Origin of the sequence: Indiicoccus explosivorum, from assembly GCF_002167005.1 — a bacterium.
Lineage (GTDB): Bacteria > Bacillota > Bacilli > Bacillales_A > Planococcaceae > Indiicoccus > Indiicoccus explosivorum.
The window spans coordinates 1-26,936 of sequence record NZ_NHTN01000048.1 but is presented as its reverse complement, the minus strand read 5'-3'; the positions used below and the strand labels follow the sequence as shown (position 1 = coordinate 26,936).

Here is a 26,936-nt window from a genome sequence, read left to right as displayed (position 1 = left end):
TTGACGAAAAAGATTCAAAATCCGAAAGGGGATCAAGAAAATGAAATCGACAGGTATTGTCCGTAAGGTAGATGAACTGGGCCGCGTAGTCATCCCGATTGAACTTCGCCGGACACTTGGCATTGCAGAGAAAGACGCGCTCGAAATCTATGTTGATGACGACAAAATTATCCTCAAAAAGTACATGCCGAACATGACATGCGCAGTAACAGGGGAAGTTTCAGATAACAACCTCCGGCTCGTAGGCGGCAAACTGATTCTCAGTCCGGAAGGCGCCGAACAGCTTGTCCGCGAAATCCAATCGAACCTGAGCAAAGCTTAAATGCCATATAAAGAGACACCGGAATCCGATTCCGGTGTCTCTTTACGTGAGGCCATGATAAAGCTGGTACACTTCCCGCTTCGGCACGCCCCGCTCTTTCGCCGCTTCTTTAATGGCTTCTTTCGGCTGAAGCCCTTTTTGGCGGATCAGTTCATCCACGTGTTCAGTGACAGTGAGGAGTTTCCACCAAGCCGAATCGTCGCTTTCATGTTCCCCTTCCGCGTTTCCTTCAACGATCACACAAAATTCTCCCCTGAGTTCACTTGACGCAGTCCATGCCGCCGCTTCCGCCAGTGTTCCCCTCAGGAATTCCTCGAACTTCTTAGTCAGTTCCCGCGCAATCGTTACCCGGCGCTCACTGCCAAACACCGATTCCATCGCTGATACTGTATCCTTCAGCCGGTGAGGGGCTTCGTAAAAGAGGAGGGTTTCCTGCCGTCGCCCTAACCTCTCCAGTGCTTCTTTCCGCTCTTTCTTTTGCCGAGGCAAAAAGCCCATGAACAGAAACTGGTCAGCTGGAAGCCCGGACGCCGCCAGGGCGCTCAAAGCTGCATTCGCGCCAGGCACCGGAATGACGGGAAAGCCCGCATCGGCAGCTTCAGCCGCTACAGCGGCACCCGGATCGGAGATGCACGGCATGCCGGCATCGCTGACAAGCGCCACCGTCTTCCCTTCTTCGAGGAGGGATAATATTTTTGCACCAGCTGTGTCCCGATTATGCTCGTGATAACTGATAAGCGCCGTCTGGATCTCGAAATGAGTGCATAACTTTCTTGTATTTCTCGTATCTTCTGCCGCGATGACATCCGCTTCTTTCAGAATCCGGACTGCACGGAATGTCATATCTTCCAAATTGCCGATCGGCGTCGCCACTAAATAAAGCCGCGGTCCGGACTGGCTGAAACTTTTTTGGGATTTCATTTCTCCGTCCTCCTGCCGGTATTGAGATAGCGGTCCTTTTGCAGGCGCGTCAGCTGTTTAAAGGCATATTCCGCACGCATCGCTTCCGGTTTTGTGTTGAATGTTTCGCTGTGGATCAGCTGGACCGGCCGCTTCGCCCTTGTGTATTTGGCGCCTTTTCCGCTGTTATGGGCCGCCAGCCGCTTCGCCAGATCCGTTGTATAGCCTGCGTAATAAGTTCCGTCGCTGCACTTTACCACATAGAAAAAGTAATCATCCGTTTCCATACAGCAGCTCCCGGACTTCCGGCGTGTATTCATTATTTCCGCTGTACACGACGAGCGGCGGAAGGACCTTTAAGTCCGGTTTCCCGTCCTTGATCCCTTCAATCAATAATGTATTCGCTTCTTTCTCTTCTTTCGGATGGACAAGACGGAGCCGTTTCGGTTCCAGCCGGTTCGACCGCATTAAATCCATTATATCCGCGAGCCTTCCCGCACGATGGACGAATGCCGCCTTCCCTCCCTGTTTCAGGAGCTGGCTCGCTGATTGGACTGCTTCTTCCAGAGTCAGGAACAACTCATGACGGGCGATGGCGTAATGTTCACTCGTATTCCGGTCGCTTAATTCGTGTGCCGGAAAATACGGCGGATTGCAGGTGACCGCATCGAATTTTTCATAGCCGAGCAGCTTCGCTGCGTCTTTCACGTCTCCTGTCACAACATCGATCCGGTCCTCGAGCCCGTTATAGGCAACGCTGCGTCTGGCCATACCCGCCAGCCGTTCCTGCAATTCAATGCCGATGATCCGGGACGCTGAGCGGGCGCTCAGAAAAAGCGGGATCGCCCCGTTCCCCGTGCAGAGATCGACGGTTGTTCCCCTTTTCACAGGAATCGACGCAAAGCGCGCGAGCAGGACGGCATCAAGCGAAAAAGAAAAAACGGAAGGACTTTGAATGATCCGCAGATTTTCTGCCAGTAAATAATCCAGCCGCTCATCATGTTCGAGCATTATCATCTTCCTTTCTGCATAGCAAAAGGCGACAATCGCCGCCTTTTGGTCTTCAATTATTCAGCTGTTCTGTTTATTAAGGAATGAAAGGCAAAACAGGCAGTCGTCACCTTTTCGGGAGCTGCCGAAATGCACATGGCAGACATGGAACCCTTCATGATACAGCCTGGCCAGATTGTCATACCCTTCTCCGATATCGATTGCGTTTTTTTTCGCTTTTCTGCGGCCGGCTGCCGGCTGCCCTGCATGGAGTTCCTCGAGCCGCGCCCGAAGGTGGTGATTTTCCAGCTGCAGCGCATGGCGTTCTTCCATTGTCTGCGCCAGTATTTCCTTCAGATCACTGAACTGCCGCTGCATCATTTCCAGCTGCTGTTCAAATTCCATGACGGAATCGAGAAAGTTCTTGTCCTTCACCACGGTCACCTCACGCTTTCATTCCCTGGCCATTAATTTCATCCAATGAATAATCCAGCACCTGCTCCTGTTCTGCGAGTTTCACTTTCAGCACCCGCTCAAGCAGGTTAAGTCCGACGACTCGCCCATCCCCATCCGGAGTGGAAACGCGGGCGCCTACGTCCGGCATCTCTTTTTTCGCTTCTTCGTATTCGTCATTCTCATACTTCAGGCAGCACATCAGGCGGCCGCAAAGCCCGGAAATTTTGGACGGATTCAATGACAGATTCTGGTCTTTGGCCATCTTGATCGAAACCGGTTCAAAATCACCCAGGAAAGTGGAGCAGCACAGCATGCGGCCGCACGGTCCAATCCCTCCGAGCATTTTCGCCTCATCCCGCACTCCGATCTGACGAAGTTCAATCCGTGTCCGGAAAACGGACGCCAAATCCTTCACCAGATTGCGGAAATCGACGCGGCCTTCGGCAGTAAAGTAAAAGATGACTTTATTGCGGTCGAACGTATATTCAACATCCACAAGGTTCATATCAAGTTTATGCTCAGTGATTTTTTTCAGCCCGGTTTCGAAGGCCCGGGCCGCTTCCATCCGGTTCGTTTCCACTTGCTGCCGATCTTTTTCGGTCGCTTTTCGGATGACCTGCTTCAGCGGAAGGACCACATCATTTTCTCCGACCTCTTTTACTGGTACGACGACTTTTCCGTACTCGACCCCGCGTGCTGTCTCAACAATGACGAAATCGTCTTTATCGATCTGGTAATCACCGGGGGCGAAGTAATATATTTTACCCGCTTTTTTAAAGCGGACACCAATTACGTTGTACACCTCTTCATCCCTCCTGCAGATTCAGCACCAGCTGCTCCATCAGCAGTGTCCGGTTCATGTTCCGGCCGAGCTGCTGCTTCGCTGTCAGAATCGCCTGCAGCTGATCCGACAGAACAGCGAATGAGCGCTGAAGGGCGATCTGCTTCCAAGTTTCTTTCATGTCCGGGTATGTGAGCGTTTCTTCCAGTCCCGCTTTCACCGAAGCGATGTCCCGGTAAGCGAACAGCAAGAGATCGAGTCCCCGCTCCGCATCTTCCTTTTCCTTGAAGAGCGGAAACCAATCCGACTGCAGAAAAAGCAGCGCTTCCTGCACGTTCGTGTTCAGGACTTCCACCAATTTTACCACTGTACTTCTCGACTGTCCAAACTGCTCGTCTGAAGCAAGCACGGCTGCCGCTTCGGTATTCCGTGTCAGCATGGAAACTGTGGCGGCCATTGACCGGGTCACCCCTTGTCCGGTCAGCGCTTCGATCGCCTGCTGATGCGGCAGTTCCCGGAACGTGACAAGCTGGCAGCGGGACTGGATTGTATCCATGACTGCATGGAGCCGGTCGGTCAGAAGGATAGCTGTCACATCCGTCTCCGGTTCTTCGAGAAATTTCAAGAGACCGTTGCTGGAAGAAGCATTCATGCGGTCTGCCTGGCGGATCAAGTACACTTTCCGCCCCTCACTGAAACCGGTCTTATTCATCCGGCTGATGAGTTCCCGGATCTGATCGATTTTAATGAATTGACCATCCGGTTCCAGCGCGGCGAAGTTCGGATGATTGCCCGATATATACAGCCGACAGTCCCGGCAGTCCCCGCAGGGGTTCCCGTTCTCCGGGGATCTGCACAGCAGCAGCTGCACAAAGAAGCCGGCCACTTCTTCCAGACCGGATCCGGTCGTTCCCTCGAATAAGTAGGCATGCGCCAGCCGGTCTTTCCGGAAAGCACGACGGAGCCTTTCCATTACGGCCGGCTGCATCTGTTCATATGCTTCAGTCGTTTTCTGCATGCGTCTCTTCCTTTCCGGATGAATTTATCTTTAAATGAGCAAATTTAGTCCTAGTTTATTCGATCTCACTTCAGTTCTTACACGAGCTGAAGACCTCGCTTTAAGTGGACGCTTTCTGACCCACACAATGTGGGAAATGCAGCCAGCGTGACAGGACGCCACGGTGCTGGCTGCCAGGGGCGGTCCGCAAGCCGTTTCGGCCGCTCCGCGTCCTGCAGGGTCTCGCTTGTCGAAGATAAACCCTTGTGCTCCTGCGCCGCTCCGCGTGCTCGTCGCAAATGAGTGGTCAGGACTTTCCTTGCCCACTCATTCGCTGATCCCGTCGGAGTCGCCACCTGCCGCTCCTTCTTCAGCAAATTGTGCCGGTAAAATAGGTCGACGGAATTTCGCGAATAACTTCCTGCTGCAATCCTCTCGAAAAAGGAACGAGCCGACGAAAATGAGCATTTTCATAGTAAAGCAAACAGATCAGAGAGCTCAGTAATCATATAGTAATCGTTAAGATATAATGCCGGCAAAAATGCTCATTTTGAGGACTGTTGAAAAATCCCGCGGTCCGCTGACCCCGGGCTTCACGTGTATAAATTAATGAGCATTCCTTTAATTTCACCGATTCGCGCCAGCAGATCGATTGAGCTCTTCTCCTGATCCAGCAGCTCCTCCATCAGCAGGAGCAGTTCGGAATCGACCGTTTCCACAATCTTCAGCCTCTTCCCTTCACCGAACCGGTTCCATGTATGGGACTGTTTCAAGTCCATTCCCTGGTCAACCGCTTCCTGAAGAAAATGTTTGACCAGCCCTTTGAACTTTGTGAATTCCCGGATGCTGCGTGAGCGGGCAAGCCGGTCACCGGCCAGGGTGATATCGCCGAAAAGCCGGGTCAGCTGTTCTGTCTGAAGCTGCTGGTGCCGGCCGGCGACCAGCTGACTGAAACGGCCGGCTGGTGCGGCCGCTTCTATTCTGTCCGCCCGGGCGTTATTTATTCCGGTACGTAAATCGTGATTGATTTTCATAGGATCCCCGCTTTAGAAATGATAGAATTGTTCGATCGGCAGGACGAAAATCGTTGCGCCACCCACTTCGACTTCGACCGGGTACGGAATGTACGAATCCGCATTGCCGCCCATCGGTGAAACCGGCGCCACCATCTGTTCGCGGGAGCGGCAGTTATCCCGGATCAGATCGAGCAGTTCCGGCACAAGCCCGTCTTCGACACCGATCAGAAATGTCGTATTACCGGAGCGCAGGAACCCGCCTGTGCTGGCCAGTTTCGTTGCCCGGAAATCGTTTTTCGTCAGGGCGTTGGACAATCTGTTGCTGTCCTGATCCTGTACAACCGCTACTACAAGCTTCATCGGAATTCTCCCCTTTAGCAGGCTTCTTCTTTCTATTATAGCATGAATGCGTTTTACACCCTATAACTTTCCAGTTGCTTTTTTACCAGCCGAAGTGCGTCTTCTGTCACTTCATCCAGCGGCTTTGCAGCGTCAATCACCCGGATCCGCTCCGGGTACATTTTCGCTGCATTCCGGTAGCCCTCTCGTACCGCTTCATGGAAAGGCAGTTTTTCGAGATCGAGCCGATTCTGCTCACGTTCGCCGTTTTCCGTAATTCGCCGGAGACCGAGATGCGGGGGCAGATCGAACAGCAGCGTCAGTCCCGGCATCATTCCTTCAATCGCAAATTCGTTAATGGCAAGAATTTCATGGATGCCGATCCCTCTTGCATGCCCCTGATAAGCCAATGAACTGTCGATGAACCGATCGCAGAGGACCGCATAGCCTTCCTGAAGGGCCGGAATCACCCGCTCGACCAAATGCTGGCGGCGGGCCGCCGCATACAGAAGCGCTTCTGTGCGGCCGTCCATGGCAGTATGTCCCGGATCAAGGATCACTTCACGGATCCGTTCGGCAATTGCGATTCCGCCCGGTTCCCGCGTGAGAATCACCGGAATACCTTCCTGCTCGAGCTGTTTTTTCACTTTACCGATGACTGTTGTTTTTCCGGCCCCCTCCGGCCCTTCAAACGTGATAAATCGTTCTCTGTTATTCATTCTGGTCCTCCCGTACTACGTACAGCAATTTTTCTTCCAGCTGGTGCTCTCCCTGGAGCACCGCCCCTTCTGCCATCAAGTCCATCAGTTCTTCAAGTTTCGCCGTCGTCCACTTTTCCCCCGGGACGATGAGGGGGATGCCTGGCGGATATGGAATCACCGCACCGGCAGCGACCCGGCCGATCGACCGTACCACCGGCACCCACTCCCCCTCCGCTGTCTGTAGTTCCTTTTGCTGTACGTCCGGAGCTGAAACTGCAGGCTGGACAGGTATAGAAGCTCCCGGAAAATTTTTTCGTTCAAGTGACTGCACCGCTTCTTTTATCCGGCTCCGCACTTCAGCAAACGGATAAGAGTGCCTGATTTTCAACAGCGGCAGGACGAGAAGCACTTGGCGGGGATCTGCCAGTTCCGGGTAAACCCCATGAGCTTCCAATGATTTCTTCAGTTCAAAACCGCCGGCTTTTCCTGCGCGCAAAATCAGTTTCAGCGGATCTTCCGTTTCGACAGTTTCCAGCCCTTCGATTGTCTGGAGTCCCTCAATGAACTGACGGCGCTTCTCGAGGAAATAGCGGCTGTCCGCTTTGCTGTAACCGCCGATGAATGCGCGCGCGTCGTCAAGGGAGGCCATGATGAGATAAGACGGACTGCTCGACTGGAGGATCCTCAAGTAATCCGAAACGATTTTCCGGTCGACCAATTCCGACCGGATATGCAAGTAAGAACCCATCGTCATCGCCGGAAGGGTTTTATGTGCAGACTGTACCACCGCATCTGCTCCGAGGGATAAGGCCGATTTCGGGAACGGCACACCGGAAATGAAATGTGCGCCGTGCGCTTCATCGACCAGCACCGGTACTCCGCGGGAATGGGCGAGCATGATGATGCTTTTCAAATCGGATCCTGCCATTCCGTAGTAATTCGGATATGTCAGCATCAGCGCCTTCGCTTCCGGATATTCGCGGAGGGCCTGCTGAATGGTTTTCAGGGAAACGTGTGTCGCTGTCATCGTCCGGGTGTCCCATTCCGGTGTGACATAGACAGGATCGAGCCTGGCGAGTTCAATGCTGTGGAACACGGACTTGTGGGCATTGCGCTGCACGATGACCGTGTCCCCTTCACTGCATGAACCGAGCACCATAGCTAAATTACCGACGGTGGAGCCATTCACAAGGAAAAAGCTTTCGTCCGTCCCATACGTTTCCTTCAGCAGCTGCTGGGCTTCCAGGATGGCCCCGTCAGGAAAATGGAGATCATCCAGCCCGGAAAGCTCCGTCAAATCAAAACGAAGCGCCTGGCGGATCTCATCCGGAAGTCCGGAAAGCAGACCGTTCTTATGCCCGGGCACATGAAACGATACCGGTTTTTGCTGCTGGAATTTCTGTAACGCGTCCACGAGCGGACGCCGCTGGACCCTTTGCATAACTGCTGCACCCTCACATTCCATTCGTTCCTTAAGTATAACGGAAATCCGGGACTGTTTCAGTACTTTAAAAACCCGGAAGCAGGCGCTCCCGGGTTTTGCATATCTGTCCCTTTTACAGTTCTCTCCGGCCTTCGAGCGCTTTCGACAGTGTCACTTCGTCTGCGTACTCGAGATCGCCGCCGACCGGCAGTCCATGTGCAATCCGTGTAGTTTTCAGGCCCGACGGCTTTACCAGGCGTGAGATGTACATAGCCGTCGCCTCGCCTTCGATTGTCGGATTCGTCGCCAGAATAAGCTCCTGCACTTCATCCTCCTGAAGGCGAGTCAGAAGTGACGGTACGTTGATGTCTTCCGGCCCGATGCCGTCCATCGGTGAAATCGACCCATGGAGGACGTGATACAAACCTGTATAGTCGCGCATTTTCTCCATCGCAATGACGTCTTTCGGATCCTGCACCACGCAGATCACCGATCGGTCACGCGACTGGTCCTGACAAATATAGCAGGGATCAGTATCGGTGATATGCCCGCAGATCGAGCAGAATCCGAGATTCCGTTTCGCGTCCACGAGCGCTTTCGCAAACCCGAGCACCGTATCCTCTTTCATCCCTAACACAAAAAACGCCAGACGGGCCGCGGTTTTAGGCCCGATGCCTGGCAGTTTCATAAAGCTGTCCATCAGTCTTGCTATCGGTTCTGGATAATGCATTCAGTTTCCTCCTAGAACATTCCCGGAAGGTTGAGTCCTTTCGTGAACTGTCCCATAGTCGCATTGACATGGTCGTCCGCTTTTTTGAATGCGTCGTTCACTGCCACAACCAGTACGTCCTGCAGTGTTTCGACGTCTTCGGGATCCACGACGTCCGGATCAAGTTCGATATCGAGCACTTGTTTATGGCCCGACACCGTCACTTTCACCATTCCGCCGCCGGCTGTCCCTTCGAATTTCTTATTGCCGAGTTCTTCCTGTGCCTCTGCCATCTGCTTCTGCATTTTCTGCATCTGTTTCATCATGCCTTGCATGTTTCCTCCGCCGCGCATATTAAAACGCCTCCTTTTACTTCTCCTCAGTCGTCCTGGACTTCGACAAAATCCTTACCGAACAGCCGTTCAGCTTCCGCGATGAACGGATCTTCTTCCTGGGCCGCTTCTGAGCCGAACGGATTCGCCTCCTCCGGTTCCCCTTCCGCAGGCTGTTCTTCCGTCTGCTGTTTCAAGCCGTTCATTTTAATAAAATCCTCGCGGATCTTCAGCCAGTTTTCATCCGGAACAAAGACCGGTTCGTATGGTTTCCCCGTATATTGCTGCAGCAGCTGGCTGAAAGCAGCCGCGAATGTTTGATTGTCCGAAGCCATCTGACAATGGATGTCATACTTGAATTTTAACACAAAAGCGCCGCTTGATGCCGCTACGGGCTCTGCATCATTCAGCAGGGCCGCATGGGAACGCTGGAGCTGCCCCATGACGGACGCCCAATTCGTTTTAATCGAATTGATGTCTTCCTTCGTGGCATGCTTCAGCACTTCCTGAATGCGTCCTACCGGCACATTGAAGCGGCTCTGCGATTTCGGCCGCACTTTTTTCTGTGGTTCCGCCGGTGCCGCAGGCTGGGCAGCCGATCCATTTTTCAGCTGCTGCTGGAGTTCGCGGATCATGCCTTCCAAGGCACTGACCTTGGCCTCAAGATCCGGCTGCGGGGATGCGGCGGAATGATGGACCGGCTCCGCCTGTACCATCTGCAGGAGCGCCGTCTCCATATAAATTTTCGTATGGTGGGAGAACCGCATTTCCTGCTGTATTTTTGTCAGGATTCCGATCCAGCCGTACAGTGTTTCGGCAGGGATCCGTTCTGCCAGTTCGTTGAACCGGGGCTCAGCGGCAGCAAGTTCCAGCATCCCCTCGAGACCGGGAGCCGTTCTGATCAGCAGGAGATCCCGGAAGAACGTGACGAAATCTTCCGCGAGCCGGACGGGGTCTTTGCCGTTCTGGACAAGTTCTTCAAGCAGGGACAGCGCCGTTGCGATATCCTTATCGGCCAGCGCTCCCGCGATCCGGTAGAACGTATCCTGGCTGATGGATCCGGTGACCAGCAGAGCATCCTCTTCCGTCATCTCTTCGCCGCTGAATGATACGACCTGATCAAGCAGGCTAAGGGCATCCCGCATCCCGCCTGCCGCCGCCTGTGCGATGATTTTCAGCGCCTGTTCATTGGCGGGGATCCCGGCATCTTCAAGCACATCGTTCATCCGTTTGACAATATCGCCCGGTGTGTGCCGCTTAAAATCAAAGCGCTGGCATCGCGAGATGATGGTCAGCGGCAGTTTATGCGGCTCTGTCGTCGCCAGAATAAAAACCGCGTGGGCCGGCGGTTCTTCCAGCGTTTTCAGAAGAGCATTGAATGCGCTGTTGGACAGCATGTGCACTTCATCGATTATATATACTTTAAACCGTGAATTGGCTGGGGAGAACCGGACCCGTTCAATGATTTCCCGCATTTCTTCCACACGGGAATTCGATGCCGCATCGAATTCGATCACATCCGTATTCGATCCTTCCATAATGCTCAGACAGGATGAACACTCGTTGCACGGTTCCGCCACCGGCGCGCGTTCACAGTTCAGCGCCTTCGCGAATATTTTAGCCGCACTCGTCTTTCCCGTGCCCCGGGGACCGGAAAATAAATAGGCGTGCGTAGTTTTTCCGTAAAGGAGAGCGTTCTGCAATGTCTGTTTCACATGCGTCTGGCCCGTCATCTCTGAAAAGGACTGCGGCCGGTACGCCCGGTAAAAGGCTTGATATGCCAACGTTCTTCTCTCCTTCTGAAAAAAATGGTTTCATTCCTTAATTATATCACATATGACTCTTGTTCTGACTTTTTTTGCAGTTTGCGTTATACTGTTTCTATAGATTTTTTTCTACTATTTACCGGTGAAATCGAAAGGAGTAGCATGAATGTCAGAAATAAGACTTGAACATATCCAAAAGAAGTATGATAACCAGGTGACGGCAGTCTCGGATTTCAATCTCCATGTCAAAGACGAGGAATTCATCGTCTTCGTCGGTCCTTCCGGCTGCGGAAAATCGACGACACTCCGGATGATCGCCGGTCTCGAAGAAATTACAGACGGTGAATTCTATATTGATGACCGCCTGATGAACAACGTCGCGCCGAAAGACCGTGATATCGCTATGGTGTTCCAGAACTATGCGCTGTATCCGCATATGACTGTCTATGACAACATGGCGTTCGGACTGAAGCTGCGGAAATTGCCGAAATCGGAAATCAAGAAGCGTGTCGAAGAAGCTGCGCACATTCTCGGCCTTACCGATTACTTGAAACGGAAACCGAAAGCGCTATCCGGCGGTCAGCGCCAGCGTGTCGCTCTCGGCCGTGCGATTGTGCGCGATGCGAAGGTGTTCCTCATGGACGAGCCGCTGTCCAACCTGGATGCTAAACTCCGGGTGCAGATGCGTGCAGAAATCACAAAACTCCATCAGCGCCTGAAAACGACGACGATTTATGTTACACACGATCAGACGGAAGCAATGACGATGGCTAATCGGATTGTCGTCATGAAAGACGGCTTCATCCAGCAGGTCGGCACACCGAAAGAGGTGTATGACTATCCGGAGAACTTGTTTGTCGGCGGCTTTATCGGATCCCCTGCCATGAACTTCTTCGACGGTGTCCTTGAAGGCGATAAATTCGTTACAAACGGAGCCGCACTGGATGTTCCCGCCCGGCATCTCGCTCTTCTGAAGGAAAATGGCTATGCCGGGAAAGAACTTGTCCTGGGCGTCCGTCCCGAGCATATCAGTGCTGAAAAAGAAGATGTCCAGGCATCACCAGGTACGGTCATAGAAGCCTATATCGAAGTGTCGGAACTGACTGGTGCAGAAAGCATGCTCTATTCCCGGCTCGGCGAGCAGAACTTCATTGCCCGTGTTGAAGCCCATGCGGAAATCACGGCAGGTCAGACACTTCCGCTGGCACTCGATCTGGAACGCTCCCATTTCTTTGATCCGGAAACGACACGCCGTGTCCGTCCGGAATAACAGCTGAAAACGAAAAAACCCGCATACTTGCTGTGCGGGTTTTTCAATTACGGTTTTTGACCATGAGAAAAGCCCGTCCGCAGTTACTGCGGACAGGCTTAAATGATTACAGTTAAGGCCGTGCACCTTTCTTCGACTGCTGCACATGAGCGTTACTCCTGTCGCCAGCTCAGTCTAGGCTGCCCCGCGGCACATGAGCAGCACCACTTAATGCTGCTTCCTTCCGGACCTGACATGGTTCGTGGGTACCCATTGCGCGGGACCCAAACGTCAACACCGCGTGCAGGAGGCAGACCTCACATGCAGGCAGCCTCGGAAAGGGATTCAGTCCTGCTGGAGCGGATTGCAGGTTACAGGACACCGCTACCTTCCCACCTAGCACGGCATTTACTAGTATATCGGGCGATCCGCTAAAATGCAAATTCCAGGCTTCGACAAAACATACTAAAAGTTGTTGACAAGCATGTCGGTGCATGGTAAAGTAGTTTTTGTCTCAAACGGAGGAATACCCAAGTCTGGCTGAAGGGATCGGTCTTGAAAACCGACAGGGGAGTCAAATCCCGCGGGGGTTCGAATCCCTCTTCCTCCTCCATTTCGATTTAAACACACGCGCATATTAATTCGAGATTGAATTCGTTACATTTGTAACGAATTTTTCTTAAGTGGTATGTGTCGGAAAATTTAAATGATTGAATGATTAAAGCGGCTGCATGCCGTTTTTTTCTTTTTCTTCACGCTGGACCGGCAGTGCTCCTGCCACATACTGCGGCCGAATGACGCTCCCCTGACGCTTTCATCTGCGGAACGCGAACCGCTTTTGCGGTATAATGGTGGTGTTGATAGTTCTTTGAAGCTGAAGCCCGTAATGGAATTACAGAACAGGCAGGAGGGTCAGAGATGCAGAAAGAAAAGAGAAATGACCAGTCACTGACAAGTCCCAGCACCCGCAAGCTCTGTGTGTCGATGGTGCCGATCTTCAACCACTTGGAACCTGATGAAATGAGGGAAATCGCCGGCACCGCCACTTCCCTTTCGTTGAAAAGGGGCGAACTGCTCTATAGTGCAGGGGACCGGGCGGATACCCTCTATATTATCCATAAAGGCAGAGTGAAAATTTACAGGCTGACCGAGTCAGGAAAAGAACAGCTCGTCCGAGTGCTCGAGCCGGGTGATTTCACTGGCGAAACTGCCCTGTTTTCAGACTCCGTCCACGATGCGTTTGCGGAAGCCGCGGAACAGACTGAAATCTGCCGGATCCAGCGTGCCGACCTCCGGGCTTTTTTGATAAAATACCCGCAAATTTCGCTGAAAATCCTTTCTGAATTCTCAAGCCGGCTGGAACGGGCTGAAGAGCAGGCCACAAGTTTCGCAACTGAGGATACGGAAACCCGGATCGCTCTTTACCTGCTGAATCAACGGAAGATACAGCAGTCAGACGACGTAAAACTGACCGTTACCCGCAAGGACCTTGCTTCACTGCTTGGAACGACACCCGAGACGGTCAGCCGGAAACTCGGTTTTTTTGAAGAGTCCGGCTGGATCAGTCAGGAGAGCCACCGAAAAATCCGCATTCTCGACCCGGATGCTCTGCAGCGATGAATAACCGGCAATAATAATGATGAAGAAAAGCCCGGACATCCGCCCGGGCTTTTCTTTGTTTTATTTTCGTAAAACCGCTGTCTGTGCCATGAAATGGCCGATCTTTTCCGCAATGCGCTCAGTGCAGCTAGGATCATTCAGCAAATCATAATCACTGATATTCAGCCGGAGGACCGGACACGCATTGAACGAATTGATCCACTTCTCGTACCGTTCATGCATTTCGAGCCAGTATTCGATCGGTGTCTGCTGTTCCATCGCGCGGCCCCGCTCCTGTATGCGCGACAGGATATCTTCAATAGAGCCCTCCAGGTAGATCAGGAGGTCCGGATGCGGAAAGTAAGGGGTCATGACCATCGCTTCGAATAAATTCGTATATGTTTCGTAATCGATTGGGTCCATTGTTCCTTTTTCGTAATGCATTTTTGCAAAAATGCCGGTGTCTTCGTAAATGGACCGGTCCTGTACAAAACCGCCTCCATACTCGAACATGCGCTTCTGTTCCTTGAAACGTTCAGCAAGGAAGTAGATTTGCAGATGAAAGCTCCATTTTTTAAAGTCCTCGTAGAACCGGTCGAGATATGGATTCGCGTCCACTTTTTCAAATGACGTACGGAATTGGAGCGCATCTGCAAGCTTTTTAGTCATCGTCGACTTGCCGACTCCGACCGTGCCGGCCACCGTGATCACTGCATTTTCCGGAATCCCATATTTTTCACGTAAGTTCATGCGTGTAAACTCCTTTGCTGCAGTGTATTGTCCACCTGTTCCAAAATCGCGGCTAAATCCGCCCTTTTCTGGACGAAATCCAGTTCGTCCCCATTAAAACGGAGAACGGGAATTTCCGGGTGCGTCCGTTCAAAGTCCTCGATGAAGTCATGGTAATCCGCTGAGAGCCGCTCCATGTATTCGCGGGTAATATTCTTCTCGAAATCGCGTCCCCGCAATGAAATCCGTTTCATCAGCGTATCAAGGCTGGCATGGAGATAGATGACCATATTCGGTTTCGGCATGTCGGCGGTCAGTATGTTGTAAATCGCTTTGTATTTTGCATATTCCATCACTGGAAGTGTCCGTTTCGCAAAGATCAGGTTTTTGAAGATATGGTAATCTGCGACTACCGATTCCCCCCTGTTTATATGCTGCTTCTGAATATCAGACAATTGCTTATACCGGTTGCACAGAAAAAACATTTCCGTCTGGAAACTCCATTCTTCTATATCCTCATAGAACTTATCAAGAAATGGGTTTTCATCTACGATTTCTTTCAAGAGCTGAAATTGATACTGATCGGCGATCGCTTTTGACAGTGACGTCTTCCCCACACCGATCGGACCTTCTACCGTAATGAATGGCACCGGCATTAAAAGTCCCCCTTTTTTTATATGTACGCCTTTTTTAGTGCCCTTCATTTTACCACAGAAAAGAGAGCGAAAATATATATGTGAACTAAAAAATGTACATGCCGAGGCAGGCGGCGCTTCCTGTTCCATACCTCATCATGCGCAAGAAAAGATTAGTGTTTAATGAATCTGCGCTTTGAAATTGCCGCCGTGCGTTTCCTGGGCGTCCATGACAGTCATGAATGCAGTCCGGTCGATATCGACGACGATCTGGCGGAGCTTGGAAATCTCGAGACGGGTCACGACGACATAGAGCACATCTTTATCATCGTCGGTATAGCCGCCCTTCCCTTTCAGTTTCGTCACGCCGCGTCCGAGCCGGTCATTGATAGCGGATGTCAGTTCCTCGAATTCATCTGATATAATAATGACAGCTTTCGTTTCATCCAGTCCCTGGATCACTGTATCGATTGTTTTAGAGGCGATATAGTAAGTGATGATGGAATACATCGCTTCTTCCCAGCCGAGAACAAACCCGGCCCACGTGAAAATGAAGATATTGAAGAACATCACGAATTCGCCGACGGAGAACGGGATTTTCTTTGTCAGCAGGATGCCGAGGATCTCTGTTCCGTCGAGGGCTCCGCCGTTACGGATGACCAGACCTACACCGGCCCCGAGCAGCAGTCCGCCGAATACAGTCGCCAGCAGCGGATCCGTTACGAATCCTGGTACTGAATGCAGCAGTGATTCAACGACTGCAAGAACGACGATGGAAAAAACGGAAGAAATAAAAAAGTTTCGCCCGATATGCTTGTAACCAAAGTATAGAAATGGCAAGTTAATAAGAACGATCAGCACACCGAATGGAATATTGAGTAAATAATTCAGAATCAGTGAAATACCGATAATGCCGCCGTCAATAATCGAATTGGGCACAAGGAACAGCTCAATGGCCGCCGCTGCCATGGAAGCTCCTGTAGTCATGAGCGTGTAGCGGAGCAGCAGGTGTCCGGGTGATTCTTTTTTATGTACTTTTTTCATATTTCCCTTCCTTCTTGATTAGTCTTCTATAAATTATACCGTAAATCCCGCATGCCGTCCGGCCGTTTTAGGCAGGAGCCGATGCGGACCCCGGGAGCGATGAGCCGATGAACCATATGGAACAGGATCAATTATTCATGCAGGAAGCAATAAAAGAAGCGGAAATAGCCGCCCGAAAAGGCGAAGTGCCGATCGGCGCTGTCCTCGTGAAAGATGGAGAAGTCATCGCCCGCGCCCATAATCTTCGGGAAACGACGCAGAACGCCGTAACCCATGCAGAACTTTTGGCCATTCAGGAAGCTTGCCTCAAGACAGGCAGCTGGCGCTTGGAAAACACAATCCTTTACGTTACGTTAGAACCTTGTCCGATGTGTGCCGGTGCCATTCTTCAGTCCCGGATTCCCCGCGTAGTCTACGGTGCACGAGATATAAAAGCCGGCAGTGTCGATTCGCTGTACCGCCTGCTGAATGACCCGCGGTTCAATCATCAGTGCGAAGTGAAAGAAAATGTGCTCGCAGAAGAATGTGGTGCGCTTCTTACCGACTTTTTCCGCTCCTTGCGTGAGAAGAAGAAAAATAGAAAAAGACAGTTATAATGTCGGCTAGTTTTCGCGCAGGAATGCCAGAAGGTGCCTGTTCACGAGTTCAGGCTGTTCCCGATTGACCCAATGCGTCGCTTCCCCGATAAAAACGCCATATCCATCTTCACAGTATTTCAGGCTTTCTTTTGCAAGCGGCTTGGACAGAAAATGATCCCCCAATCCCCATATGAGGCGGACAGGAACTTTAATACGGCTTTTCGGCACCTGCCGGAAGCTGCCTTTCCGGATGGCCCGGTACCAGGCAAGCATCGACGTGAGCGCATCAGGCTGGGCCCATGCCGCTTCATACGCTTCCATATCCTGTCCGCTGAACGTCCCGGGCAGGCTCGTCCGCTTCAAGCCCTGTTTCATGCTTTGATAATCCCCCATCTCGAAGATCCGTTCCGGAATGACGGGCAGCTGAAAAAAGGCGATATAAGAACTTCTGACAATCTGAAGCGGGTGATTCTTCATTACGTTCAGCAAGGCGTGAGGATGCGGCATATTTGCGACAATCAGCTTCCTCACGAATTCCGGGCGGCTGGCTGCCAAATGCCAGCCGATTGCTCCTCCCCAATCATGGCCGATGATCAGTGCCTTGTCATGCCCGGAATGGGTGATGAGCCCGATGATGTCATCGCGCAGCTGATCCAGCCTGTAATGCTCGGGTCCTTCAGGCTTATCACTTAAGTTGTAGCCGCGCTGATCCGGCGCTATGACCCGGTAACCGGCTTCAGCAAGTGCCGGTATTTGGAAACGCCAGGCATACCAGAATTCCGGAAATCCATGCAGCAGCACAGCGAGCGGCCCGTCTTCCGGCCCTGCGACAGCTGCATGCAGTGTGATGCTATTCGACTGAATGAATTCGAAACGGATATCGGTCACTGCTCTCCCCTCCTGTTCTTCCATACCCGCCGGACGACGAAAAAAAGCCGGGCACCCGCCCGGCTTCAGGTTATAGACAAAAGAAATTCTATACGAGGTTCTGCCAGTCTGTTCTTTTCAGCGGAATAGAAACCTGCCGGTTTAGAAAAGGGCTGCCCTGCCCTTTCCGCGTGGCCCGCACGAAGCGGGTTAGCTGGCCGAAGCGGCACGATGCCGCGCAGTTCGGCCAGCTTCCCCCCGAGCTTCCTCGCCTTGGCGGCTCGGCGATCTCGAACAGCCAGTTCTTCCGCAGGAGTGGCAGGACAGCTCATCCTTTTCTGTCACCGGCAAAAAATCTTTGCAAGTTAGTCACTCTGAGTCAACGCAGAGGCAGCGAGCGATAAACAAGTAGCTTGTACGTTGACTTCTTTCCGACGGTGCTTATTCAGTCCCTGCTTCCTGGTGACAGTCTAAGCAAAAATTGCGAGACGCCTGCGGAAAAACGGTTTTGACTGCGATGAGCTCGCGCAGGAGCAAGTGTTTTAATGCGACGAGTAACCGCAGGAACAAGTGTTTTAATGCGACGAGCTCGCACAGGAGCAAGCGAGCGGTTTTTGCCGGCTGTTACCGAAGGTGAAGTGATTTATACATTAAATATTGAGTTTGTCTACAGTCTGAAGCCGGGCACCCGCCCGGCTTTTCTTCATTTAATGTATTCTTTTCCGCCCATGTACGGACGCAGTACTTCCGGCACCATGACCGTTCCATCCTCCTGCTGATAATTTTCGAGGATCGCCGCCACTGTCCGCCCGATGGCAAGCCCGGAGCCGTTGAGTGTGTGCACGAATTCCGGTTTGCCGTTCGGCTCACGGCGGAATTTGATATTTGCCCGTCGCGCCTGGAAGTCTTCAAAATTGGAACAAGAAGAAATTTCCCGATACACGTTCTGGCTCGGAATCCATACTTCAATGTCGTACTTCTTTGCGGCGGTGAACCCGAGATCCGCGGTACACATGAGCAGTACGCGATACGGAAGCCCAAGAAGCTGCAAAACCTTTTCTGCGTGTCCTGTCAGGGTTTCCAGCGTATCATACGAGTCTTCGGGCTTGGCAAAGTGGACAAGCTCGACTTTATTGAACTGGTGCTGCCGGATGAGTCCCCGCGTGTCCCGTCCGGCAGACCCGGCTTCCGACCGGAAGTTCATGCTGTAGGATGCGAAAGATTTTGGCAGCACGTCCGGCCCTAGGATTTCGTCCCGGTAAAAGTTCGTTACCGGTACTTCAGACGTCGGAATAAGAAAGAAGTCCTCTTCTTCGATGAGGAACGCATCTTCTTCAAACTTCGGCAGCTGCCCTGTACCCGTCAGGCTTTCCCGGTTCACCAAGTATGGCGGGAGCATTTCCTCATACCCGTGTTCATCACTGTGCAGGTCCATCATGAAATTAATGAGGGCCCGCTCAAGGCGTGCGCCAAGCCCCCGATAAAATACGAATCGGCTGCCTGTCACCTTTGAAGCACGCTCGAAATCCAAAATCTGCAGGCCGGCTGCGATTTCCCAATGAGGCTTCGGTTCGTAGCCGAGTGCAGGTTTATCTCCCCATGTCCGCAATTCAACGTTGTCGTCTTCAGAATCACCGACCGGCACGCTTTCATGCGGAATGTTCGGCACACGGAGCATAATATGATTCAGCCGGTCCTCCACTTCCCGCAATTCATCATCCATCTTTTTGATGTCATCGCCTACTTTACGCATTTTCGCGATCGCTTCATCTGCATTTTCCTTATTGCGTTTCATTTCAGCGATTTTCTGGGAAGTCTCATTGCGTTCCGCTTTCAGCTTTTCTGTTTTAGTGATCAGTTCCCGCCGTCTTTCATCCAGTTCCTGAAACTGATCGAAATCGGTCAGATCTTCCCCCCTCTTGGCCAGTTTCTGTTTCACTTCTTCGAAGTTCTCGCGCACAAAGCGAATATCCAGCATGCTTTTTCCTCCTTATAATCGTCCCGCTAAATGGAAAATGGCAACAAAAATAGCCCTCATCCCTAAATTAGGGACGAGAGCTACCCGCGTTGCCACCCTGATTGAACAGACCGCTGCCTGTTCCTCTTCATTGCATAACGGCCTCCAGACCGGCGATGGCCTACTTGGTTTCAGCCATGCAACTCAGGGACGGATTCAAACGCGCTTTCCGCCGGTTCGCACCACCCACCGGCTCTCTTGTGAAAAACGGACGTTCTACTGCTTCCCATCAGCGTTTCGTCTTTGAAATTATCCTTACTTTACTACAGGATAATCCATTTGACAAGCAGTGCGGCAGTCAGTAAACGCCGACCGCTGAAAATGCCGCTTCCACACTTGCCGTTTCGGCACTTCCAGCCCCATATAAATCAGTGGCCGCCTGGACAGCCGCGGACCGGTACTGACTGAACGTGGAATTCGGTGTCAGGTAAACGGTCAATGTTCGGTAAAAAATATCGCCCGCTTTCTCGGTACCGATTCCATTCACCGTCACACCGTAATGCGTGCCGCCGACCGCCAGAAGATAAGCCGCTTTGTTACTAATCCCGCTGTTCCAATGGACACCGCCATTGTCGTCCGTCCCGGTGTACCGTTTGGAATAGTGGTCCGGGTCTCCGTTCTCCGTTGGATCCGCCATACTTCTGAGGGCATCTCCGCTGATGGTCGGTGTATAAATGTCTTCTCCGACCAGCCAGTCCGGGTCATTATTGAAGTGGTGTTCAACAAGTGTGCCGAAAATATCGGACATCGATTCGTTGATTGCACCCGACTCATTCTGGTAGACAAGATCAGCCGTTGTATCCGTCACGGCATGTGTCAGCTCATGCGCTATAACATCCAGCGCCCCCGACAAAGGAACAAAATTATACCCGTCCCCATCGCCATAGACCATCTGTGACCCGCTCCAGAACGCGTTGTTATAACTGCGGCTGTAGTGGACTGTAGATACCAGTTTTGCACCGTTGCCGTCGTAACTGTTGCGGCCGAATTCGTTTTTATAATAGTCATAAGTCTGGGCCGCATATGCGTGAGCATCGACTGCTGCTGCATCGTAAGAAGAATTATAGACGTTGTCCGCATCAAGCCATAAGTAGCCCGGCAAGCGCGTCCGGTTTCTCGCATCATACGTAAAAATCCCATTCCCCCGTTTACGGTCGACAAGATAAGAACCATCGCTGTTTGTCAGTGTGTTGAATGACTTCGTATCTCCGAGAACCCCTTTTCCTGTTCCGACTGTATCAGAACCTGTTAAAGGATCATTCGAACCCGGTTTAGCTTCATGGATCTGATTGTATGATTCAAGCACATCCCCTGTCTCTGCATCGATGAAGTACTGATAATTACCCGGTTCCGGATAAAGGAATTCGATTTCCATTGCATACGCGTATTTAGCGCTGTCTTCGTTCGCATGAAGTACCAATTCAGGTTTCACATCACGGGCGAGTTCCGGTGTCCCGCCGATTTTAGCGGTTACGTCAGCAATTGCGGCAGCTTCCGCTTCCTGCCGCTTTATACTTGTGCCGCTTTTCAAATCCCCAACACTGCCGAGCCCTTTAACAGGTTCTCCTGAGACAGCCGTCAGGACGCCGTCGGAGTTGATCACTGCTTTCACTACCGCACCGAACACCGGCACGCCTTTATGTATTTGCTGCAGCGCCACAGAGGTGAACCCCAATTCGTCCGTGGTCTGCTCAGTCACCCGGTAGCTTGTTCCAGGTTCGGTGTAAAGCTCCGGACTCTCTTTGAAGTAGGAGAAAACGATTTCTTTTGCTGAGCGGTCGGAAGGGGCCGTCAGTTCACCCGAAACGAATACAGGGGCTGTGGCTTGGTCATTCCATTCAATTTTTTCTGCAGCCGGTTTTTCCGCATACACAGAAGGTACAAGAACTCCTGATAGTGCTACTGCTGCCGCAAGACTCAAGTTTAATGTCTTCTTCATATTATTTTCACTCCTGCTGTCGGATTCAGCCGAAACAATTGGCTTACTGGAAATTTTACTGGAACCTTTTGTTAGAAAATATAGTTAAGTTTAATTATTTTGACTTTTAATTATTAGGAGAAGAAACTTTCAATTTTATGGATTTTTATGGAATTTAGATATTTTTTACTATTAAAATAACTGATAAAATGATTAGAAAGCATTTTTTTATTAAATTAAGGAATTTTATTGCTTCCATCACCCTTCTTCAAGCCGAGTCCCCAGTAAAGGAAGCAGAATTGTCAATTGCCTTCCTGCCCCGGGGAGGTTATTTTCTTTGTCCTTCGCTTTCCTTATAATGAAAGTGGACCTTCTTAATTATTGTGATTAAATTAAACTGAAGGTGCCAGATTGGAGGGGAAAAAATGGATGCCATGATGATTGCCTTAGATCGGGAAGCTACCGAGCCGCTGTACGAACAGTTGTATACAGCCATCAAACGGGAAATCCTTGAAGGGAAAATCAGTATGGGTGACAGGCTGCCCAGCAGGAGAAAATTAGCAGAACACCTGTCTGTCAGCCGGACGACAATAGAATTTGCATACGATCAGCTTGTGGCAGAAGGATACATTGAATCGCTTCCCCGTAAAGGTTACTTTGTAAAGGATATTGAAGAATTGGCCTTAACTGAATCAACAGGACCATTCCTTAAAAACACTAATGCGCCTGCCGGACTTGAGGAGTTCAGTCCTGGGAAAGTGGACGCTGATTCATTCCCCTTCAGTATGTGGCGAAAGATCTTGAAGGACGTGCTGGATAAAAATAATACCCAACTTCTCGAACCGGGCCATCCGCAAGGCGACCCGCTTCTCCGGAATGAAATTGCCGGCTATCTTTATCAATCGCGCGGCGTCAATTGTTCACCGGAACAAGTCATCGTCGGCTCCGGCACAGAACAATTGCTGCCGTTGCTTATCCGGCTGATCGGGCCTTCAGCTATTTTCGCTTTTGAAGATCCCGGGTACCCTCTCACCCATACCGTTTTCACCCATAATGACCGTAGAGCTATTCCGGTATCTGTAGATTCAGAAGGCCTCCTTGTCGAAGAACTGATCGCTACCGATGCGGACGTCGCTTACGTGACCCCGTCCCATCAGTTTCCGACAGGAGCGGTCATGAGCGCCGCGAGAAGGACTCAATTGCTGAAGTGGGCTGCTGCAGGCGAAAACCGTTACATTATTGAAGACGATTATGACAGCGAGTTCCGCTATATCGGCCGCCCGATCCCGTCCCTGCAGAATATGGATAGTCATAACCGGGTCATTTATATCAGCACATTCTCTAAGTCACTGATGCCTTCTCTTCGCATCGCTTATATGGTATTGCCTGCACCGTTAATGGAAGACTATTGGAAGACTTTTCTTCACTATTCCTCTTCCGTACCGAGAACAGACCAGCAGCTCGTCACCCGTTTCATGGAGAATGGGCATTTTATGCGTCATTTGAATAAGATGCGTATTATTTACCGGAAAAAGTGGGAGGTCCTTACTGATACGCTTCAAAACTATCATCCATACGTCAGTGTTTCCGGAGATCAGGCTGGCATGCATCTCGTACTGAACGTTAAAACGGGTGCTCCAGAAAAAGAACTTATCGCACAGGCTGCGGAAGCTGGCATACGCGTTTCCGGTCTTGCCGCGTTCCACGTGAAACAATCGGCAAATGAAAGCGCGAAAATTGTGATCGGTTTCGGCGGACTGCCGGAAAGTGAGATCCCGAGCCGTATTGATCGCCTGATGGCCAGCTGGTCCATAAAAAAACAGGCAAGCCGCAAATGACTGCAACTTGCCTGTTCAACTGAATATATGCTCAATGAAATCTCCAGCAGCAGAAACTGTGGATGTTACAATACCCTGGACTTTTTCAAAAGCCAGTACCGGCCAACTCGCACGTTCCACTCCAGTCGCTGTCACGACCGGTACAGCGGGGACATTATCATCTAAGAAACCGAAATCCGCACCCGGTTTGCTGACAGCCGTCAGCGTCCCTACTGTCTGTCCTTTTTCGACGCCCGCTTCCAGCCACCCTGCCGCAGCAATTTCTTTGTCCAGTTCCAGTACCGGTTCATAACTGCCTGCATCCCCTTTTTGAATAAGCATCTTTAAGGGCTGAGCCGCCGCAATATCCACTTCGTCTGTCTTCCCTTTTCTTACAGGAAGTGATTCTGCTGCAGGCACCTGATAGCCGGCAGGGAAAATCTCCGCCATAGTGAATTCATCAAAGCCATACGTCAACAGTTGGCGTGCCGCTTCAAAACGGGCAGCATAGGAACCGTATCCGGTGCTGTCTGTTGCGTCCATCACTACAGCGATCAGTCTCCTTCCATCCCGTTCTGCTGTTGCTGTAAAGCAGTAGCCGGCAAAATCCGTTGTGCCTGTCTTGAGCCCGTCCACTCCTTCAAATTCATACTGAAGCCCCGGAAGCATGAAATTCCAGTTTCGCATCGTGATAGCTTCTGCCGTTCCTTCCCGAAAAACCAGTTCCGGAATTTTTGCGGTCTCAAGGACTTGCGGATAATCTGTCAGGAGCTGTCTGGCCAATTTTGCCACGGATATGGCGGTCATCACATTTTCCCCCAGTGGGTCTGTCCCTTCCGGTGGATTTCCAAGCATTCCTTTGTTACTGAGACCGGTAGAGTTCACGAAATTCGTTCCAGACAGGCCAAGCTCTTCAGCTTTCGCGTTCATCTGTCTGACGAATTCACCTTCTGATCCGCCAATCGCTTCCGCTAACGCAACCGTAGCTGCATTCGCTGAATAGATCGCCATCGCTTCGTACAGCTCTTGTACTGTGTATGTCTCTCCTTCCCGCAACGGAACATTCGCAAGTCCCGGAGCTACTGAAAGATCACTGACAAAACTTGATATTTCGACGGGTTCTTCCCATGACAATTCTCCTCGTTCCACAGCCTCGAACAACAGATATTCGGTCATCATCTTCGTCATGCTGGCAATGCCCAGCGGCTCATCAGCATTTTCAGCATATAAAATTTTCCCTGTCTCCGCGTCTGCCAACACCGCCGCTCCGACTGAAAGTTTCGGAGCTTCTCCTTGTGCATAGACCGGGTTTACTCCTAACAGCAGCAACACCGACAGGACCCATGCTGTCACTGCTCTGTATTTCCATACGTCCATCCTTATACCCCCGCTTTGAATTCTCCGCTATTTTAGCACAGTCCCGGCTATTCCAAAACAGGCCGCCCATAAAAAAAGCCCTTTCCTGTATTTTTAATGCAGGAAAGGGTTTTATTCGGTCAGGAAATCGAATAATTAGGGGATTCTTTCGTAATCTGTACATCATGCGGATGACTTTCCCGGAGTCCGGCTCCCGTCATCCGGATAAATTGTGCTTCTTCACGAAGTGCCCGAAGGTCGGCAGTACCGCAGTATCCCATGCCGGACCGGAGCCCGCCGGTCAGCTGATGAATTGTGTCAGCAAGCGGTCCTTTGTAAGGGATTCGCCCTTCGATTCCTTCCGGAACCAGTTTTTTCGCTTCTTCCTGGAAATAACGATCTTTGGATCCTCTTTCCATAGCCCCGATGGATCCCATGCCCCGGTAGACTTTAAATCGTCTTCCCTGGAAAATTTCAGTGTCCCCTGGGCTTTCCGAAGTACCGCCGAGCAGACTGCCCAGCATGACCGCATGCCCGCCGGCAGCAAGAGCCTTCACAATATCCCCTGAGAACTTGATGCCGCCGTCTGCAATAATCGTTTTTCCATGCTTCCGGGCTTCCGTCGCGCAGTCGTAGATTGCAGTAATCTGAGGCACACCGACACCTGCAACGACTCGGGTTGTACAGATGGATCCGGGTCCGATGCCGACTTTGATTACATCGGCACCTGCCTCGATCAGTTCCCGCGTCGCTTCTGCTGTCGCTACATTACCCGCGACAATGACCAGTTCCGGATAATTGGCCCTGATCTCCCTGACGGTGTCCACAACGCCTTTTGAATGGCCGTGCGCGGTATCCACTACAATAATGTCGGCCTGGGCTTTTACGAGCATTTCCACCCGCTTCATCGTGTCTCCTGTCACACCAACCGCTGCGCCTGCCAGAAGGCGGCCGTGGCGATCCTTCGCCGCATTCGGGAACTCTATCACTTTTTCAATGTCCTTAATGGTGATGAGCCCTTTTAATGTCCCGTTTTCATCGACAATCGGAAGTTTTTCAATTTTGTGCTGCTGAAGGACTTTTCCTGCATCATCCAGCGTCGTTCCCACTGGCGCTGTCACCAAGTTATCATGAGTCATGACCTCTGCGATCTGCTTGGAATAATCCTGAATGAACCGCATGTCCCGATTTGTAATAATACCCACCAGTTTTTGCTCTTCTTTATTATTGACAATCGGCACGCCTGAAATGCGGTATTTACCCATCAGGTGTTCTGCGTCAAATACCTGGTTTTCAGGCGTCAGGAAAAATGGATCCGTAATGACGCCGTTTTCAGATCGCTTTACTGTCTCCACTTGTTCTGCCTGCTCTTCAATGCTCATGTTCTTATGAATGATGCCCAGACCGCCCTGCCGCGCCATGGAAATTGCCATCTTTGCTTCTGTAACTGTATCCATCCCTGCACTGATGATCGGGATATTCAATGTGACTGACGGTGCCAGTTCAACAGACAGATTAACATCTTTCGGCAATACTTCTGATTTCGCCGGCATAAGCAGTACATCATCAAATGTTAATCCTTCTTTTGTAAATTTCGATTCCCACATTTTCTGACACGCCTCCTGGTCCTGTGAATATTATTGCAATACTATCAGTGCGAAAATAAGGTGTCAATACAGCTTCCGGAAGTAAAAGAATTCCGAATAGTCCTTCACAAAATCTTTTTCAAATCCTCTTCAATTTTTCTCGGAGATGTCTGAGGCGCGTAACGTTTAACCACATTTCCATTTCTATCCACGAGGAACTTCGTGAAATTCCACTTGATGGTTCCGGTCAGCAGCCCTTTCTGTTCTTCAGTCAGGAATTTGAACAGCGGATCTGCCATTTCCCCTTTAACATCGATTTTGTCGAAGATCGGAAAAGTGACACCATAATTAATCTGACAGAATTCCATCGTCTCTTCCTGGTTTTCGAACTCCTGGTTATTGAATTGGGCACTGGGGAAACCCAAAATCTCCAGCCCTTCGCCTTGATATTCCTTATAGAGCTCTTCGAGTTCTTTGAATTGGGGCGCAAAGCCGCATTTGCTCGCAGTGTTGACGATAATGAGCGGTTTCCCTTTGTATTCTTTTAAAGATTGGAGTTCTCCGTTCGGTTTTCTCACTTCAAGATCATAGATGGCAGACATTCAGTTCATCTCCTATTCTTGTTCTGCCTTAAGATTAGCCGGTACTTTCCGGAAGTACAAGGAAACTATACCGACGTACTTTTGCAAGCAAAGGAATGAGACAGCCAATCAATTCGCGGTTCAACTTACGTAAAGAAAACTGAACAAAACAGGCAGCCGCCGAAGCAAATTTGCTTCGGCGGCTGCCTGTTTGTTCAGTTTTCTTTA

General features: G+C 51.1%; 27 protein-coding genes, 1 tRNA gene, 1 other RNA gene and 1 other annotated feature. Of the genes, 6 read left to right on the top strand and 23 right to left on the bottom strand.

Features of this window, described 5'->3' with window-relative positions:
* Nucleotides 1–40: 40 nt before the first annotated feature.
* Nucleotides 41–322, top strand: coding sequence for a transition state genes transcriptional regulator AbrB (gene abrB / locus CCE92_RS12590; RefSeq protein ID WP_088008407.1), 282 nt, complete (start codon nt 41–43; stop codon nt 320–322).
* A 42-nt stretch (nt 323–364) separates the two neighbouring features.
* Here the strand turns inward: abrB and rsmI are convergent, their stop codons facing one another.
* The 13 genes from rsmI to dnaX all read right to left on the bottom strand — a co-directional run bounded on the left by rsmI (nt 365) and on the right by dnaX (nt 10,750).
* On the bottom strand, nt 365–1,243 hold the full coding sequence (rsmI, locus tag CCE92_RS12585) for a 16S rRNA (cytidine(1402)-2'-O)-methyltransferase (RefSeq protein WP_088008405.1): 879 nt from the start codon (nt 1,241–1,243) through the stop codon (nt 365–367).
* On the bottom strand, nt 1,240–1,509 hold the full coding sequence (locus tag CCE92_RS12580) for a GIY-YIG nuclease family protein (RefSeq protein WP_088008403.1): 270 nt from the start codon (nt 1,507–1,509) through the stop codon (nt 1,240–1,242). Before CCE92_RS12580 ends, rsmI begins: the two co-directional genes overlap by 4 nt.
* The gene (locus CCE92_RS12575) at nt 1,496–2,233 is read right to left on the bottom strand and encodes a tRNA1(Val) (adenine(37)-N6)-methyltransferase (protein WP_175578099.1); all 738 of its coding nucleotides are present in this window, start codon (nt 2,231–2,233) and stop codon (nt 1,496–1,498) included. The genes CCE92_RS12580 and CCE92_RS12575 overlap by 14 nt, the downstream gene beginning before the upstream one ends.
* Before the next feature lie 60 nt (nt 2,234–2,293).
* Complete coding sequence (gene yabA / locus CCE92_RS12570; protein ID WP_088008466.1) at nt 2,294–2,647, bottom strand: DNA replication initiation control protein YabA; 354 nt, start codon at nt 2,645–2,647, stop codon at nt 2,294–2,296.
* Between the two features lie 10 nt (nt 2,648–2,657).
* Entirely contained in the window at nt 2,658–3,470 is an 813-nt protein-coding gene (locus CCE92_RS12565) for a PSP1 domain-containing protein (protein ID WP_088008399.1), read from the bottom strand.
* A 4-nt stretch (nt 3,471–3,474) separates the two neighbouring features.
* The gene (gene holB, locus CCE92_RS12560; RefSeq protein ID WP_088008398.1) at nt 3,475–4,467 is read right to left on the bottom strand and encodes a DNA polymerase III subunit delta'; all 993 of its coding nucleotides are present in this window, start codon (nt 4,465–4,467) and stop codon (nt 3,475–3,477) included.
* Nucleotides 4,468–5,039: 572 nt separating this feature from the next.
* The gene (locus tag CCE92_RS12555) at nt 5,040–5,480 is read right to left on the bottom strand and encodes a YaaR family protein (RefSeq protein WP_088008396.1); all 441 of its coding nucleotides are present in this window, start codon (nt 5,478–5,480) and stop codon (nt 5,040–5,042) included.
* 12 nt (nt 5,481–5,492) lie between these two features.
* A complete protein-coding gene (gene darA, locus CCE92_RS12550) occupies nt 5,493–5,822 on the bottom strand; it encodes a cyclic di-AMP receptor DarA (protein ID WP_088008395.1) in 330 nt (109 codons plus the stop codon).
* Nucleotides 5,823–5,875: 53 nt separating this feature from the next.
* Complete coding sequence (gene tmk / locus CCE92_RS12545) at nt 5,876–6,520, bottom strand: dTMP kinase (RefSeq protein ID WP_088008393.1); 645 nt, start codon at nt 6,518–6,520, stop codon at nt 5,876–5,878.
* Nucleotides 6,513–7,943 (bottom strand): aminotransferase class I/II-fold pyridoxal phosphate-dependent enzyme, encoded by a 1,431-nt coding sequence (locus tag CCE92_RS12540; RefSeq protein WP_088008391.1) that lies wholly within the window; start codon nt 7,941–7,943, stop codon nt 6,513–6,515. Before CCE92_RS12540 ends, tmk begins: the two co-directional genes overlap by 8 nt.
* 115 nt (nt 7,944–8,058) lie before the next feature.
* The gene (recR, locus tag CCE92_RS12535; RefSeq protein ID WP_088008389.1) at nt 8,059–8,655 is read right to left on the bottom strand and encodes a recombination mediator RecR; all 597 of its coding nucleotides are present in this window, start codon (nt 8,653–8,655) and stop codon (nt 8,059–8,061) included.
* A gap of 11 nt (nt 8,656–8,666) precedes the next feature.
* Nucleotides 8,667–8,987, bottom strand: a complete 321-nt coding sequence (locus CCE92_RS12530; RefSeq protein ID WP_088008386.1) for a YbaB/EbfC family nucleoid-associated protein — start codon at nt 8,985–8,987, stop codon at nt 8,667–8,669.
* A 26-nt stretch (nt 8,988–9,013) separates the two neighbouring features.
* Nucleotides 9,014–10,750, bottom strand: a complete 1,737-nt coding sequence (gene dnaX / locus CCE92_RS12525; RefSeq protein ID WP_088008384.1) for a DNA polymerase III subunit gamma/tau — start codon at nt 10,748–10,750, stop codon at nt 9,014–9,016.
* A gap of 148 nt (nt 10,751–10,898) precedes the next feature.
* On the opposite strand from dnaX, the gene CCE92_RS12520 reads away from it, so the two are divergent.
* Nucleotides 10,899–12,002 carry an ABC transporter ATP-binding protein gene (locus CCE92_RS12520; RefSeq protein ID WP_088008382.1) on the top strand — a complete coding sequence of 368 codons (1,104 nt, stop codon included), beginning with the start codon at nt 10,899–10,901 and terminating at the stop codon, nt 12,000–12,002.
* Nucleotides 12,003–12,120: 118 nt separating this feature from the next.
* Here CCE92_RS12520 and ffs read toward each other — a convergent pair.
* An RNA gene (ffs, locus tag CCE92_RS12515) (signal recognition particle sRNA large type) lies at nt 12,121–12,386 on the bottom strand.
* 115 nt (nt 12,387–12,501) lie between these two features.
* Between ffs and CCE92_RS12510 the strand changes: the two genes are divergently transcribed.
* Together CCE92_RS12510 and CCE92_RS12505 are read left to right on the top strand one after the other, a co-directional pair.
* Nucleotides 12,502–12,594 (top strand) — tRNA-Ser (locus CCE92_RS12510).
* Nucleotides 12,595–12,899: 305 nt separating this feature from the next.
* Nucleotides 12,900–13,601 carry a Crp/Fnr family transcriptional regulator gene (locus CCE92_RS12505; protein ID WP_088008380.1) on the top strand — a complete coding sequence of 234 codons (702 nt, stop codon included), beginning with the start codon at nt 12,900–12,902 and terminating at the stop codon, nt 13,599–13,601.
* A gap of 60 nt (nt 13,602–13,661) precedes the next feature.
* Here CCE92_RS12505 and CCE92_RS12500 read toward each other — a convergent pair whose 3' ends face one another.
* From CCE92_RS12500 to CCE92_RS12490, 3 genes are all read right to left on the bottom strand, one after another.
* Nucleotides 13,662–14,330: a deoxynucleoside kinase gene (locus tag CCE92_RS12500; RefSeq protein WP_088008379.1), complete on the bottom strand. Its 669-nt coding sequence runs from the start codon at nt 14,328–14,330 to the stop codon at nt 13,662–13,664.
* A complete protein-coding gene (locus CCE92_RS12495; protein WP_088008377.1) occupies nt 14,327–14,965 on the bottom strand; it encodes a deoxynucleoside kinase in 639 nt (212 codons plus the stop codon). The genes CCE92_RS12500 and CCE92_RS12495 overlap by 4 nt, the downstream gene beginning before the upstream one ends.
* Nucleotides 14,966–15,124: 159 nt before the next feature.
* Nucleotides 15,125–15,988, bottom strand: coding sequence for a YitT family protein (locus tag CCE92_RS12490; protein ID WP_088008375.1), 864 nt, complete (start codon nt 15,986–15,988; stop codon nt 15,125–15,127).
* Nucleotides 15,989–16,095: 107 nt separating this feature from the next.
* Between CCE92_RS12490 and tadA the strand changes: the two genes are divergently transcribed.
* Entirely contained in the window at nt 16,096–16,584 is a 489-nt protein-coding gene (gene tadA, locus CCE92_RS12485) for a tRNA adenosine(34) deaminase TadA (protein WP_088008373.1), read from the top strand.
* A 6-nt stretch (nt 16,585–16,590) separates the two neighbouring features.
* Here the strand turns inward: tadA and CCE92_RS12480 are convergent, their stop codons facing one another.
* The 3 genes from CCE92_RS12480 to CCE92_RS12470 all read right to left on the bottom strand — a co-directional run bounded on the left by CCE92_RS12480 (nt 16,591) and on the right by CCE92_RS12470 (nt 21,389).
* Nucleotides 16,591–17,454, bottom strand: a complete 864-nt coding sequence (locus CCE92_RS12480; RefSeq protein ID WP_088008372.1) for an alpha/beta fold hydrolase — start codon at nt 17,452–17,454, stop codon at nt 16,591–16,593.
* 682 nt (nt 17,455–18,136) lie between these two features.
* Nucleotides 18,137–19,411, bottom strand: a complete 1,275-nt coding sequence (serS, locus tag CCE92_RS12475; RefSeq protein ID WP_088008370.1) for a serine--tRNA ligase — start codon at nt 19,409–19,411, stop codon at nt 18,137–18,139.
* Nucleotides 19,412–19,477: 66 nt separating this feature from the next.
* Nucleotides 19,478–19,692 (bottom strand) — a binding site (T-box leader).
* A 56-nt stretch (nt 19,693–19,748) separates the two neighbouring features.
* Nucleotides 19,749–21,389, bottom strand: a complete 1,641-nt coding sequence (locus tag CCE92_RS12470) for a M4 family metallopeptidase (RefSeq protein WP_088008368.1) — start codon at nt 21,387–21,389, stop codon at nt 19,749–19,751.
* A 404-nt stretch (nt 21,390–21,793) separates the two neighbouring features.
* On the opposite strand from CCE92_RS12470, the gene pdxR reads away from it, so the two are divergent.
* Nucleotides 21,794–23,206: a MocR-like pyridoxine biosynthesis transcription factor PdxR gene (gene pdxR / locus CCE92_RS12465; protein ID WP_088008366.1), complete on the top strand. Its 1,413-nt coding sequence runs from the start codon at nt 21,794–21,796 to the stop codon at nt 23,204–23,206.
* A gap of 15 nt (nt 23,207–23,221) precedes the next feature.
* Here the strand turns inward: pdxR and CCE92_RS12460 are convergent, their stop codons facing one another.
* The 3 genes from CCE92_RS12460 to CCE92_RS12450 all read right to left on the bottom strand — a co-directional run bounded on the left by CCE92_RS12460 (nt 23,222) and on the right by CCE92_RS12450 (nt 26,729).
* On the bottom strand, nt 23,222–24,562 hold the full coding sequence (locus CCE92_RS12460) for a D-alanyl-D-alanine carboxypeptidase family protein (protein WP_088008364.1): 1,341 nt from the start codon (nt 24,560–24,562) through the stop codon (nt 23,222–23,224).
* Nucleotides 24,563–24,681: 119 nt separating this feature from the next.
* The gene (guaB, locus tag CCE92_RS12455; protein ID WP_088008362.1) at nt 24,682–26,148 is read right to left on the bottom strand and encodes an IMP dehydrogenase; all 1,467 of its coding nucleotides are present in this window, start codon (nt 26,146–26,148) and stop codon (nt 24,682–24,684) included.
* Between the two features lie 104 nt (nt 26,149–26,252).
* Nucleotides 26,253–26,729 (bottom strand): glutathione peroxidase, encoded by a 477-nt coding sequence (locus tag CCE92_RS12450; protein ID WP_088008360.1) that lies wholly within the window; start codon nt 26,727–26,729, stop codon nt 26,253–26,255.
* Nucleotides 26,730–26,936: the final 207 nt, after the last annotated feature.

Bases quoted from the DNA above. Each gene is read 5' to 3' on its own strand.
- CCE92_RS12555 (WP_088008396.1), bottom strand. From the start codon at position 5,480: ATGAAAATCAATCACGATTTACGTACCGGAATAAATAACGCCCGGGCG.
- CCE92_RS12580 (WP_088008403.1), bottom strand. From the start codon at position 1,509: ATGGAAACGGATGATTACTTTTTCTATGTGGTAAAGTGCAGCGACGGA.
- recR (WP_088008389.1), bottom strand. From the start codon at position 8,655: ATGCATTATCCAGAACCGATAGCAAGACTGATGGACAGCTTTATGAAA.
- darA (WP_088008395.1), bottom strand. From the start codon at position 5,822: ATGAAGCTTGTAGTAGCGGTTGTACAGGATCAGGACAGCAACAGATTG.
- CCE92_RS12500 (WP_088008379.1), bottom strand. From the start codon at position 14,330: ATGAACTTACGTGAAAAATATGGGATTCCGGAAAATGCAGTGATCACG.
- abrB (WP_088008407.1), top strand. From the start codon at position 41: ATGAAATCGACAGGTATTGTCCGTAAGGTAGATGAACTGGGCCGCGTA.
- CCE92_RS12575 (WP_175578099.1), bottom strand. From the start codon at position 2,233: ATGCTCGAACATGATGAGCGGCTGGATTATTTACTGGCAGAAAATCTG.
- CCE92_RS12540 (WP_088008391.1), bottom strand. From the start codon at position 7,943: ATGCAAAGGGTCCAGCGGCGTCCGCTCGTGGACGCGTTACAGAAATTC.
- serS (WP_088008370.1), bottom strand. From the start codon at position 19,411: ATGCTGGATATTCGCTTTGTGCGCGAGAACTTCGAAGAAGTGAAACAG.
- CCE92_RS12460 (WP_088008364.1), bottom strand. From the start codon at position 24,562: ATGGACGTATGGAAATACAGAGCAGTGACAGCATGGGTCCTGTCGGTG.
- holB (WP_088008398.1), bottom strand. From the start codon at position 4,467: ATGCAGAAAACGACTGAAGCATATGAACAGATGCAGCCGGCCGTAATG.
- CCE92_RS12490 (WP_088008375.1), bottom strand. From the start codon at position 15,988: ATGAAAAAAGTACATAAAAAAGAATCACCCGGACACCTGCTGCTCCGC.
- guaB (WP_088008362.1), bottom strand. From the start codon at position 26,148: ATGTGGGAATCGAAATTTACAAAAGAAGGATTAACATTTGATGATGTA.
- tmk (WP_088008393.1), bottom strand. From the start codon at position 6,520: ATGAATAACAGAGAACGATTTATCACGTTTGAAGGGCCGGAGGGGGCC.
- CCE92_RS12530 (WP_088008386.1), bottom strand. From the start codon at position 8,987: ATGCGCGGCGGAGGAAACATGCAAGGCATGATGAAACAGATGCAGAAA.
- tadA (WP_088008373.1), top strand. From the start codon at position 16,096: ATGAACCATATGGAACAGGATCAATTATTCATGCAGGAAGCAATAAAA.
- CCE92_RS12495 (WP_088008377.1), bottom strand. From the start codon at position 14,965: ATGCCGGTGCCATTCATTACGGTAGAAGGTCCGATCGGTGTGGGGAAG.
- CCE92_RS12450 (WP_088008360.1), bottom strand. From the start codon at position 26,729: ATGTCTGCCATCTATGATCTTGAAGTGAGAAAACCGAACGGAGAACTC.
- pdxR (WP_088008366.1), top strand. From the start codon at position 21,794: ATGGATGCCATGATGATTGCCTTAGATCGGGAAGCTACCGAGCCGCTG.
- rsmI (WP_088008405.1), bottom strand. From the start codon at position 1,243: ATGAAATCCCAAAAAAGTTTCAGCCAGTCCGGACCGCGGCTTTATTTA.
- CCE92_RS12520 (WP_088008382.1), top strand. From the start codon at position 10,899: ATGTCAGAAATAAGACTTGAACATATCCAAAAGAAGTATGATAACCAG.
- CCE92_RS12470 (WP_088008368.1), bottom strand. From the start codon at position 21,389: ATGAAGAAGACATTAAACTTGAGTCTTGCGGCAGCAGTAGCACTATCA.
- CCE92_RS12505 (WP_088008380.1), top strand. From the start codon at position 12,900: ATGCAGAAAGAAAAGAGAAATGACCAGTCACTGACAAGTCCCAGCACC.